Below are 11,973 nucleotides of genomic sequence, written 5' to 3' on the forward strand. Positions count from 1 at the left end.
CTACCCTCCGATCACGTGACGGGTGATGTACACGGTGAGGAAAGTGAACAGCATGAAGGTGACGGTCGCGACGATAGATCGACCACTCAGCCGCGCCATACCGCACACCCCATGCCCCGAGGTGCACCCCGAGCCAAAGGTCACTCCTATTCCGACGATGACCCCGCCCAGCACAAAGGCCGCTGTGGATTGGGGGACCTGAACGGCGGGCATGTCACCGAAAACCAGCCAAATCACAACAGGGCCGGTCACCATTCCCGCCAGTAAGGTTGCGCGCCATGCAAAGTCCTGCGCGGACGTTGGTGACACAAGCCCGGCAAGTACGCCCGTCGCGCCCATGACACGCCCCATCAACAGCATCAGCAGGACTGACGCGATGCCAATCAGTACACCCCCGCCAAGGGACGCCCACGGGGTGAATACCGTTTCGATCATCCGCAGTTCCGGCAGGTTTTAAGGCCAATCAGGCTGTATAGCGGGCAATTGCCCACAAATGCTGTCAGTGTAAAAACAGCGGCCACAATAAGGGCCAGCCAAAACAAAGCGCCGGACCCAAGCAGGTTTGCACCCAATGCCGCAAACACCAGAGCAACGGCAATCAGAAGGCGCGCGCTGCGGTCGAATTTTCCCATATTGGTCGTCATGTCTCACTCCATCGAGAATCGATGAAATGAACCTGTCACACCGGGGGCCAAACCTTTGGTGACATGATCACCAAACTCTGGATATCGCGATTACTTGCGGCTCAGACCGTCGCGCCTGCCGAATTCACCATGTGTTCCAGCATACCCCGTTGGGTCAGGCGCACCTCGCCGCGGGATTGCTCCACCCACCCACGGCGCTGGAACTCGGACAACGTGCGCGAGATGACCTCGCGCGCTGTCCCCAACTCGGTACCCAGAAAGGCGTGGGTCGCGTGAACCGTGTCGTCCTGATCCGCCAGTTCAAGCAATCGGGCGGCAAGGCGCACATCCATGCGCTGGAAGACGATATCGTCGATCAAGGTGAACAAATCCGTGATCCGCCTCGAATAAGCGGTGAACACAAACTCGCGAAAGACTTTGGACTTGGCGACGAGATTATCAAAGGTTGCGCGGGGGATAGCCACAGCGCGCACATCCGTTTCGGCAATTCCATCGGCCGAGTAATCTTCGAATGCCAGCATGCAGGCCGTTGTCAAAACACAGCTTTCACCGGCGTGAACGCGATACAGAAACACCTCGCGCCCCGTGTCCGACTTTTGCTGAACCCGCACTGTTCCGTCCAGCAGCAACAAGAGGTTGTCCGCCGTCTGACCCGGAGCAAAGACCTGTGTGCCAGCGGGAACCGAGACGATCTGACTGCCTGCCACAAGCTCGTGACGTATGTCCGAAGGCAGCGCCCCCAGGCCTTTGAATTTTTCGATCCAAGACTGATCCATTGCGCCCCGTAATTGTGAAAGAGACATGGCAGCGCCGCTGCCCACGCAGTCATTATATTCCGGTTTTGGAAACCGTTTCTACCGCCTTTGTCTCACAAAGGGTTAATTCGGAACTCAGTCCGACAACAAGCGGCGCTTAGAGGCACGCTGCTCGCGGGCCTGTTGTTCCTGCCCATTTCGAAATGACATTTCGACAAAATCCATATGCACCCGCGCTGCCTGCTCAGCCCGCTCGGGCTCACCATCCAAGATCGCTTGCGCGATTTCCTTATGCTGCGCCAATAATTTGGCACCGGACCCATCCATAGTCCGCAAGTACCTGCGGTTGTAGAAAACACCCTGGCGCGTCAGATCGTAAATCGATGCCATCATATGGATCAGAGTTGTGTTCTGACTGGCGTCCACCACCGCGGCATGCAGACGGAAATCCGCGTCCTGACTTGCGTCCTGATCATCCTCTTCCCAGGCGCGCTGCAACTCATCCAAAATCTCCAAAAGGCGCGCTTTGTCGGATTGCGTTGCGCGTTCTGCTGCAAGACGGCTGGCAAATGCCTCCTGTTCGCGCCGATACTCAAGGTAATCATAAAAGGCCGCCCCGTGCCGGGCATAAAGCGAAAGCAAGGCAGGCGACATGGCGCGCCCGGTCAGCGAGGCTATGAACGTCCCCTCTCCGTGCCGCACCGATACCAGGCCCCGCTGTTCGAGCACCTGTAAAGCCTCGCGCAGTTTTGGTCGCGATACGCCCATTGCTTCTGCGAGTTCCCGTTCCGACGGCAGTCTGCGCCCTTCTTTAAGGATGCCATCGACGATCATGCCCTCAATTTGATCGACCACGGCGTCTGCAATTGATTCGTGACCGACAGGCTCGAACGGGCTGTTTCTGTCCATGTCCTGTCCTTTCCGGGTTCAAACTTGCAAAATCATGGTTGTCTATAAAGTTTACCATTTCAGCCGACATTGCAAGTCAGGATACCCAAAAATACGGATAATCGCTGCTCTGATACAGGCTTGTAAAATCAGGATATTTAAAATCTCTTGCGATTTTTGTCCATATTTTCAAGGCTGATCCGCTTCAGTTAAATCCATACGCATTGCTCTAATTGGTAAATAAAGTTGTTGACTAATTGTGTTGGTAAAAAATATTTACCTCCGATATCACCGCGTCTGCGGTTCTTTCGGCAACCAGCACCAAGGCTGGTCCGTATTCTGGAGGAGAAAACATGAAAACCACCCTGACATCGATTGCCGTTGCAGCGTCCCTGCTGGCTGCTCCGATCGCACATGCGGCTGACAAGATGCTGCTCAAAACACCAATCGCCTTCTCGACCGCATTGCCCGGATTGGGGTCACCGATCCCACGTGTCGCCGAGCAGTTGGACCTGATGTCCGGCGGCACTTTGAAGATGAAGGTTTACGAACCCGGGAAACTGGTTCCCCCGTTCGAAATTCTGGACGCCGTGTCTTCGGGCAAGATCAACTCAGGCTATACGACCGCAGGGTACTGGGCCGGAAAAATCCCGGCAGCGCCCTTGTTCTCGGCTGTGCCGTTCGGCCCCGAAGCGGGCGAATACATGGCGTGGCTGTATTATGGAAACGGCATGAGCCTGTATCAGGAGATGTATGATCAGGCGGGCTTCAACGTCAAAGTCCTGCCCTGCGCCATCATTGCCCCCGAAACTTCGGGCTGGTTCGCAACTGAAATCAACAGCCCAGATGACCTGAACGGTCTGAAAATGCGCTTTTTCGGTCTGGGTGGCGAAGTGATGCAGAAACTGGGTGTAGCAACCTCGTTGCTGCCCGGTGGAGAGATTTTCCCGGCTCTGGAAAAGGGCGCGATTGACGCGACTGAATTCTCGATGCCAGCCATCGACGCGCGGCTAGGGTTCCACAAGCTGGTCAAGTATAACTATTTCCCCGGCTGGCATCAGCAGGCCACCGTGTTCGAGCTGATGATCAACAAGGACGTCTGGAACGAAGCCAGCGAGCAGCACAAGGCGATTATTGAAAACGCCTGCAAAGCATCGATGGCCGACAGCTTTGCCGAAGGCGAGGCAATCCAGCACGCGGCCCTTTTGGACAACGTCGAAAATAATGGCGTGCAGATCAAGCAGTGGAACGATGAGATGCTGTCCACTTTCCGCGCAACCTGGGAAGAAGTTGCCGCAGAACAAGCCGCAGACGATGCGTTCTTTGCCAAGGTTCTGACTGACATGAACAATTTCCGCGACGGCTATGCCGTTTGGAAAGAGAACGCGTTCCTCCCGCGCAAGTGAATTTACACATTGCGCTGATCCGGGGGCGGCTTCCTTCCGCCGCCCTTGGAACCCTCTGATTTTCTACCTTTCGTCAGCATTTTGGGGCGCATTTCCGCCTCTGTCGCCTAATTCTCGAGGAGGAGACCATGGCCGAGACACAGAGTCATCAGAACGACCCAATTGAAGTCTATGAAAGCATCCTAGAGCATGGCGAGCCCGATCGCCAAAAGCTGGCAGTCGCCATAGACAACGGCGTGAAAACCGTAGGTCACGTTGTGATGTGGGCCAACCTGCTATTGGTTACCGCCATCGTTTCACAGGTCGCAATGCGGTACCTGTTGAATCAGAACTACCCAAAACTGGACGAGATACAGTGGCATTTCTACGGTTTGGTCACGATGATCGGTATTTCCTACGCGTTGGTCACCGACAGCCATGTGCGCGTTGATCTGCTGCATATGCAACTCAGCCAACGTGCGCGGCGGATTATCGAAATCATCGGTATCTTCACCCTCTTGGTGCCCTTCATCTATCTGATGATCGATCAGGGCTATGACTATTTCTACGAAAGCTGGCGAGTGAATGAGTCCTCGGACAGCCCCACTGGCCTACCAGCCCGTTGGGCCCTGAAGGCTGTGATCCCGGCCAGCTTTGTTCTTTTGGCGCTTGCTGCGGGTGCGCGGCTGATCCACGACGTACACGCACTGTTCATAAACCTAGAAGAGGAACGCCAGGGCAAAGGGTTGCGCCTGATCTTCTGGGCCTTGCTCGGCTTTGCCGTGGTCGCGACCGCATTGACCTTTTTGGTTGAAACGACCGAGGAAAAGCTTGTCATCGCGATGTTCCTGACCTTCATCGCTTTGCTGTTCACAGGCTTCCCGGTCGCGTGGACTTTGGCGGGTGTCGGGGTGGCCTATTGCGGGCTGGCTTATCTGTTCGACAACGGCCTGATGAACTGGACCGGCCTTGAGGAAACGCTGACGGGCCTGGACTATCTGACGCTGGGCGCGGTGGTGAACCGTGTCTATGCCACCATGTCAAACGCAGTTCTTGTGGCGTTGCCGATGTTCATCTTCATGGGTCTGATGCTGGACGAATCCGGCGTGGCCGAACGGCTGATGTCCTCAATGCAGCGCCTGTTCGGCACGGTCCGCGGTGGTTTGGCGATCACGGTCACGATGATTGGCATAATCCTTGCCGCCTCGACCGGCATCATCGGAGCGTCAGTCGTATTGCTGGGCGTATTGTCTTTACCGTCAATGATGGAGCAGAAATACAGCCCCTCGCTGGCTGCGGGTGTGGTCAGCGCCTCTGGGACGTTGGGTATTCTGATCCCACCGTCGATCATGCTGGTGATCATGGCCGACCAAATGGCGCTGTCGGTTGGTGATCTGTTCATGGCCGCCGTCTTTCCCGGCGTAATCATTGGCGCACTGTACCTGACCTATATTTTCGTGGTCGCCCTGATCAAACGCGACGTAGCACCGGTTCCCGAAGGTGCAACACGTCCGGATTGGGCCGCCGTGAAGGATGTGTTGATCGCCGTCCTGCCAACGCTGGCACTGATCCTTGCCGTTCTTGGTTCGATCTTTGCGGGCCTGACCACACCGACCGAAGCCTCGGGCGTTGGCGCACTGGGCGCCACCTTGCTGGCTTTGGGATATCGCAAGCTGACACTGGCTAAACTGGTGAACGTTCTGAAAGCCACGTTCAACACCACGGCCTACATCTTTGCGATTTTCCTTGGCGCGACTGTGTTTTCCTATGTTCTGCGCGAACTGGGGGGCGATGCCTTGATCGAGGAAATGATCCAAGGCACGGGTTTTGGCCCCAATGGGACGGTCTTTATGATCCTGTTCATCGTCTTCCTGCTGGGGTTCGTGCTGGACTGGATTGAAATCACGCTGATCGTCCTGCCGCTGATGCGCCCCATCGTGAACGGGTTGGGCTTGGACATCGATGGCTTTGGTGTGATCGACGAACCTGCTTTGGTATGGTTTGTGATCCTTGTGGCTGTGACGCTTCAGACCTCGTTCCTGACGCCTCCGGTCGGATTTGCACTGTTCTACCTGAAAGGCGTCTGCCCACCAGAGATCAAGTTGACGGATATCTACAAAGGCATCATTCCATTTGTAATACTACAGTTGACGGGCTTGTTCTTTGTGTTCCTCTGGCCGCAACTGGCCACATGGTTGCCGTCGGTCGCGTATTAAAAGGGGTTTCGGGATGACTGATACCGATTTGATCCAAAGACTAAGGGAAATTTGCGGGCGGCGGCATGTGCTGACCTCGGCCCGCAGCACACGCCGCTTTCGTCGGGGGTTCAGGTCTGGGGAAGGTGATGCCCTTGCCGTTGTTCAACCCGCCACCCTTTTGGAACAATGGCAGGTGCTAGAAGCCTGCGTCCAAGCCGACAAGATCGTCATTATGCAGGCCGCCAATACAGGCCTGACCGAGGGTTCGACCCCCAAGGGGCGCTATGACCGCGATGTGGTATTAATCAACACGCGACGGATGGACGACCTGCATCTGATCGATGGAGGCAAACAGGTCATCAGTTTTCCCGGAAGCACACTTTTCGCACTGGAAAAGCTGCTGGACCCGATCGGACGTCAACCGCATTCAGTCATTGGATCTTCTTGTATCGGCGCGTCAGTCGTGGGTGGTGTCTGCAACAACTCTGGCGGTTCGCTGGTCGAACGCGGCCCTTCCTATACCGAACTGTCCCTTTTTGCCCGCATCACCGCCGAAGGTGAGTTGGAATTGGCAAACCATCTGGGCTTACGGCTGGGCGATACCCCACAGGAAATTCTGACACGCCTGCAAAACGGTGAATTCTCGGCGGCGGATATCGAGAGCGACAACCGCAAGGCATCCGACACTGATTACGCACGCCGGGTGCGCGATGTGGACGCCGATACTCCGGCACGGTTCAACGCGGATAAGTCTCGCCTTTATGAGGCCGCCGGGTGCGCAGGTAAACTGGCCGTATTTGCTGTGCGGCTGGACACCTATCCCAAGAATGAAACGGAACGCACCTTCTACATCGGCGCGCAGGACACCGCCGCATTGACCGAGCTGAGACGTCGGATTTTATCCGATTTCAATACCCTGCCGGTCAGTGCCGAATACATGCACGAAGAGGTGTTTGATATATCGGACCGCTACGGCAAGGACACCATGGTGATGATTGATAAGTTGGGCACCGACAGGTTGCCGACCTTTTTCGCCATCAAAGGTGCCGTCGACTCCCGCTTGTCCGGGATTCCGGGTCTGTCGAACTTTACGGACAATTTCATGCAGTTCGCCATGAAGTTCTGGCCGGATATCCTGCCCAACAGAATGCGCGCTTACCGGGATCGTTTCTCGCATCACCTGATCCTGAAAATGCGCGACGGCGGCATCGACGAGGCTCGCGCGTTGCTGCAGGAAATGGTCGATGATGAAAAACTGGACTTTTTCGAATGCGATGCGCGCGAGGCAAAGATTGCCGGCCTTCATCGTTTCGCCGCGGCCGGTGCTGCGATCCGATACATGAAGGTGCATGCCAAAGAGGTCGAAGACATTATCGCGCTGGATATAGCGCTGCGCCGAAACGACAAAAACTGGTTTGAAGAGCTCCCGACTGAATTGTCAGACAAATTGGTCGGCAAGCTCTATTACGGACACTTCATGTGCCATGTTCTGCATCAGGACTACATGGTGAAAAAGGGGGCAGACCCCAAAGCGTTGAAGGCTGCAATGCTTGAGATTCTCGACCAACGCGGCGCCGAGTACCCGGCGGAACACAATGTAGGTCACCTATATGCCGCCAAGCCGGATTTGGCTGCGTTTTACAAGTCGGTAGACCCAACAAACAGCCTGAACCCCGGCATAGGAAAAATGTCTCGGAACAAGAACTACACCTGACTGCAGCAATCAATCGGTGGCGCAAGCCGAGCCGCTCAACAGTAAACGGTTGTCCATTGATCTGCTTGTCGACAGCGACGCCAATCGCGCAGCCGTGCTGAATGTAATCTGCGGCTAGCGGCCCAATACGTGCAGTTCACACCTGCACTGCCGGTAATCGCTGTAATTTCCGAGTGTTGGGGAAGCGCCGTTTTGCGCTATTGCACTGTGGAACGTCACTGATATTTGACTCAATCGACAGCCAAAACCTCAATAAATCGGCCGATCACGTCATTCAATTCTGACCCAATCGTCAAGCATTTCTGACCCAATACCGGTAGCCACCATTCATTCACGTTGCGACTAAGGTCTGTTGTGAGCCCAATCTGTGAATTCGGGTTTTGTGCTGCGTGCGCACGCAGCGCGGAAAACGCTGCAACTGCGTCAATCTCGATACTGCTTTGCGGCGGGAACACCGGTCATTCGTGCAACCCGCAGCGCACGCCACACACTCAACGATACGGTTGCGGGACTTTCCTGCCGTTGGTCAATTGCATTCAAAACGCTGCTCTCCGTACCTAAGCGGTAATTCGGCAAATCTACTGGGCCTAGGAAAACGACCGACTTATGGGCCATGAAATGCTTCAGTTACAGGTCTCCCGTGCCCCCCGCCACCGATCATGCCCGACACTTGGCAAGCTCATTCCAAAACAATTCAACTGCGGCAGACGTGTTCTGCGACTTGCGCGCCGCACAGATGTTCCACGTCAGTTTCTGTTTCATCGACACGGGTTTGACTGTGTTTGCCCGGATCAACTCCGCGAATGTGTCGGGCATTCCTCCCACCACAAAGTCAGTCTCTGCCAGCAATCCGGTCAGGAGGTTGTAGTCGTCGCATTCTATATACGGTTGCGCTTGGACTTTTTCGACGGCTTCAACACCACCACCGAGTGCCTTCGTCAAGGCAGCTTTCCAGTGTTTGTGCAGATGCGGCGATGCAAAGGGAAAGTCAAAAATACCTGCCATGGTTTGCGGACCACGCTGGTGAATCTTATGATCTCGATGAGCAACGAATTGGATGGGTTGTTTCTCCATCACCATGATCGCGACATCTTCTGCTTCGGGTGTATAAGTCAGATCGCCGAGGAACACGTCGAATTCGCCCGCCTGCAATAAGTCGAGTGGACGCGCATATGCACTTACCAGAATTCGGAAACGCAGGTCAGGCATCGCCCGTCGCACGACGCGCAAGACAGGCAGGATCAAAGTTCTTGTGGTGAGCGGACCGCACCCAATCAGCAAAGTGCCCGGCCCGGTTTCGCGCAATCCAGCCACGTTAGTTGCATAGCGGTCTAGGTCTTCGCGCAGCGCCTGGGCGATCGGCAGAAACTCCTGCCCCGCGCGTGTCAATGTGCTGCTGTTGCGGCTGCGATGGAACAAGACAAGGCCCGTTTGATCCTCAGCCTGCCCGACATAGCGGGACAAGGACGCGTTGGAGACACCCATCATACGAGCCGCATTTTGAAAGCTGCCGGTTTCAGCCAATGCCAGAAAGGCGGTCAATGCGTTTTCGTTCATCGTGCGGCCAAGTTCATTTCAGGTTTAGTGTTTTAGTTTTCACAATATGAAATCAAGGTAAAGCTCTGTTGCGACAAGAAACTCTCAATCGCTATCCCTGATGGACCCTTCGATATTCCCACGATCGAAATCGTTTTCTACGTCCACAGAGGTATCAATGTTCATTCTTCGATCCATTGCGGTTTCCGCCACGCTGGCCACAGCTTCGGTCTGTGCCCTGCCGGTTTTAGCCGAAACCGACCAGCCCAATATTCTTGTCATCATGGCCGACGATGTCGGCTGGGCCAGTCTTGGCAGCTATCATCAGGGTGTGAAAAGCATCCAAACCCCCAATCTTGATCAGTTGGCCGCCGACGGTATGCGTCTAACGGATTACTATGCGCAACCAAGCTGCACTGCCGGTCGATCCGCCTTCATCACCGGACAGTTGCCGGTTCGCACCGGAATGCACACTGTCGGCCTGCCCGGAGACCCTGAAAAAGGTCTGAGCGAGGATGATCCGACCCTGGCCAATATGCTGAAGTCGCTGGGCTACACGACCGGGCAATTTGGCAAGAACCATCTGGGGGATATGAATAAATTCCTGCCGACTGTGAAGGGCTTTGATGAATACTGGGGCTGGCTCTATCACCTGAACGCGATGGAATACACATCCGACCCGGACTGGCCAAAGGATCAGAAATTCAACGACACGTTTGGCCCTCGGAACATCATTCACGCCTATGCCACGGATACAGTCGATGAAACTGTGGACCCGCGCTGGGGTCTGGTAGGCAAACAACGCATCATCGACGATGGTCCGGCGCCGCCCGAGCGGCAAAAGACGCTGGACGACGAGGTGACAACCCACACGCTGGACTTCATCAACCGCGCAGTTGACAGCAAAACGCCATTCTTTGTCTGGATGGCACCGGCGCGCGCGCATGTCTGGACCCATCTGAGCCCCGAATACGAGGCCATGCTGGGCGACGGGCGCGGTTTGCAGGATGTCGTCATGAAAGAGCTTGACGACAACGTGGGCAAAGTCATGGCACGGCTGGACGAACTGGGTGTCTCGGACAACACGATTGTTGTCTTTACGTCTGACAACGGACCGGAAACCATGACTTGGCCGGACGGTGGAACAACGCCGTTCCATGGCGAAAAGGGCACGACATGGGAAGGCGGCTTCCGCGTCCCTGCCATCATTCGCTGGCCTGGGAAAGTTCCAGCTGGCACCGTGAACAACGGTATCTTTGCTGGCCTCGACTGGATGCCGACCCTCGTCGCCGCCGCTGGCGGACCTGACGATCTGACCGGATCTCTGCTGGAGGGTTACGAAGGCTATCAGGTGCATCTGGACGGGTACAACCAACTGTCTTTCCTGACCGGTGAGGGCGAGAGCAACCGGGACGAGATCATCTACTACGAGGGCCCGGACCTGCAGGCTGTGCGCCACGGAGACTGGAAAGCGCATTTCACGATCCAAACCGAAGGGTGGGCTGGCCCCAAAGAGGAACTGAATGCCCCCCTTCTGTTCAACTTGCGTCGCGATCCTTACGAAAAAGCCGCAGAAGAATCGGGAATGTATACGCGCTGGATGGGCAACAAGATGTGGGCCTTTGGGCCGGCGGCCAAAATCGTCCAAAACCACCTGTCTACGTTCAGGGACTATCCTCCGCGGGGTTCGGACGTCACCAATCAGTCTCACGTCGAAGAACAGATTTCGACTGAAGGCGGTATGGCGCAATAGCAATCAATTCTCGGGAGGCACCAATCCTTGCCTCCCGATCCTAACAAGAACTCGCGGGAAACACCTGCTGACGAAGGTCCGCTTATGCACCAAGATTTTCATTTGGACCTACCGCAGCATTGTTAAGTTTGGGCTCTGAGCTGCCCAATTCTCATGCCGCAACGACCGACATCGCGCGTCTCTGATACCGGTCATTCATTGAGAGTGTAGCTTCGTCCCGTCGGCGCGGTGCTGATGACTGGGCTTGGAGGGTGGATCGGAGGGCAAATTATGCCAAGAGTCCAACTTCCCGCAACCACCCCAAAACGCAGAGCCTGGAACAAGGGACGGATCATCGGTCAAAAGCGGCCTTTGCTGCCAAAGCAGGTCTGGGCGATCCGGGCGCGGCTTGAGCTGGCGGGTTATCTCCGCGACCTGGCTTTGTTTAACGTCGCCATCGACAGCAAGCTGCGTGGTTGTGATCTCGTGAAATTGGCCGTGTCAGACCTTGTAAAGGACGACCGCGTTCGGGAACGCGTTTCCGTGATCCAGAGCAAGACCAAGCGACCTGTGCAGTTCGAACTGACGGAAAACACGCGTGAAAACGTCCTGGCATGGGTCAAATCCCCAGAGATGTTTGGGTGTCGGTTCATGTTTCCCAGCCGCTTCCATGACCGCCCACATATCTCAACGCGACAATATGGTCGGCTTGCTCGTGATTGGGTCATGGCAATAGGATTGGAGCCAAGTGGTTACGGAACGCATTCACTTCGCCGGACCAAGGCAGCGGAGATTTATCGAAAAACCGGCAACCTCCGCGCAGTCCAACTGCTGCTTGGTCACACAAAGGTCGATAGTACAGTGCGCTACCTTGGTGTTGAACTCGAAGATGCCCTGAGCATCGCTGAGCGCATCGATATCTGAGCTACCCCGGCGAACGGTCCTGCCGTTCGCCATCCCGAAGAGGATGTCTATCCCTCATGCGGCGTTGGTCGGTGCCGAGCCCACTTTGGCCAATGCTGCGCGATGCGCGAATGTCATGTGTGGATGGCTCCTGCATAGCAAGTCCTTTTTGATCTGATTTGTGCATTTGTCAGAAGCAGTCATGTGTCCGGCCTGTT

The 11,973-nt window shown here is 55.6% G+C and carries 11 protein-coding genes; 5 read left to right on the forward strand and 6 right to left on the reverse strand.

The window, feature by feature from the left end:
- From ACR0BD_RS18470 to ACR0BD_RS18485, 4 genes are all read right to left on the reverse strand, one after another.
- Positions 1 to 435, reverse strand: a complete 435-nt coding sequence (locus ACR0BD_RS18470) for a YeeE/YedE family protein (protein WP_480832652.1) — start codon at positions 433 to 435, stop codon at positions 1 to 3.
- Positions 432 to 644, reverse strand: coding sequence for a YgaP family membrane protein (locus tag ACR0BD_RS18475; RefSeq protein WP_480699660.1), 213 nt, complete (start codon positions 642 to 644; stop codon positions 432 to 434). Before ACR0BD_RS18475 ends, ACR0BD_RS18470 begins: the two co-directional genes overlap by 4 nt.
- A 101-nt stretch (positions 645 to 745) precedes the next feature.
- Entirely contained in the window at positions 746 to 1,420 is a 675-nt protein-coding gene (locus ACR0BD_RS18480; protein ID WP_480832672.1) for a Crp/Fnr family transcriptional regulator, read from the reverse strand.
- 114 nt (positions 1,421 to 1,534) lie between these two features.
- Positions 1,535 to 2,308, reverse strand: coding sequence for a FadR/GntR family transcriptional regulator (locus tag ACR0BD_RS18485; RefSeq protein WP_480699664.1), 774 nt, complete (start codon positions 2,306 to 2,308; stop codon positions 1,535 to 1,537).
- A gap of 332 nt (positions 2,309 to 2,640) precedes the next feature.
- On the opposite strand from ACR0BD_RS18485, the gene ACR0BD_RS18490 reads away from it, so the two are divergent.
- The 3 genes from ACR0BD_RS18490 (at position 2,641) to dld (ending at position 7,584) form a co-directional block, all read left to right on the forward strand.
- On the forward strand, positions 2,641 to 3,693 hold the full coding sequence (locus ACR0BD_RS18490) for a TRAP transporter substrate-binding protein (protein ID WP_480832654.1): 1,053 nt from the start codon (positions 2,641 to 2,643) through the stop codon (positions 3,691 to 3,693).
- Positions 3,694 to 3,821: 128 nt separating this feature from the next.
- A complete protein-coding gene (locus ACR0BD_RS18495) occupies positions 3,822 to 5,888 on the forward strand; it encodes a TRAP transporter large permease subunit (RefSeq protein ID WP_480832656.1) in 2,067 nt (688 codons plus the stop codon).
- Positions 5,889 to 5,901: 13 nt separating this feature from the next.
- The gene (dld, locus tag ACR0BD_RS18500; protein WP_480832658.1) at positions 5,902 to 7,584 is read left to right on the forward strand and encodes a D-lactate dehydrogenase; all 1,683 of its coding nucleotides are present in this window, start codon (positions 5,902 to 5,904) and stop codon (positions 7,582 to 7,584) included.
- A gap of 230 nt (positions 7,585 to 7,814) precedes the next feature.
- Here the strand turns inward: dld and ACR0BD_RS18505 are convergent, their stop codons facing one another.
- Together ACR0BD_RS18505 and ACR0BD_RS18510 are read right to left on the reverse strand one after the other, a co-directional pair.
- Positions 7,815 to 8,039, reverse strand: a complete 225-nt coding sequence (locus ACR0BD_RS18505) for a hypothetical protein (protein WP_480832660.1) — start codon at positions 8,037 to 8,039, stop codon at positions 7,815 to 7,817.
- A gap of 202 nt (positions 8,040 to 8,241) precedes the next feature.
- Positions 8,242 to 9,141: a LysR family transcriptional regulator gene (locus tag ACR0BD_RS18510; RefSeq protein ID WP_480832662.1), complete on the reverse strand. Its 900-nt coding sequence runs from the start codon at positions 9,139 to 9,141 to the stop codon at positions 8,242 to 8,244.
- Between the two features lie 157 nt (positions 9,142 to 9,298).
- Between ACR0BD_RS18510 and ACR0BD_RS18515 the strand changes: the two genes are divergently transcribed.
- Both ACR0BD_RS18515 and ACR0BD_RS18520 read left to right on the forward strand, forming a co-directional pair.
- On the forward strand, positions 9,299 to 10,873 hold the full coding sequence (locus ACR0BD_RS18515; RefSeq protein WP_480832664.1) for an arylsulfatase: 1,575 nt from the start codon (positions 9,299 to 9,301) through the stop codon (positions 10,871 to 10,873).
- 270 nt (positions 10,874 to 11,143) lie between these two features.
- Positions 11,144 to 11,776 carry a tyrosine-type recombinase/integrase gene (locus tag ACR0BD_RS18520; protein ID WP_480832666.1) on the forward strand — a complete coding sequence of 211 codons (633 nt, stop codon included), beginning with the start codon at positions 11,144 to 11,146 and terminating at the stop codon, positions 11,774 to 11,776.
- Positions 11,777 to 11,973: the final 197 nt, after the last annotated feature.

Source organism: Ruegeria sp. G5 (assembly GCF_056533365.1).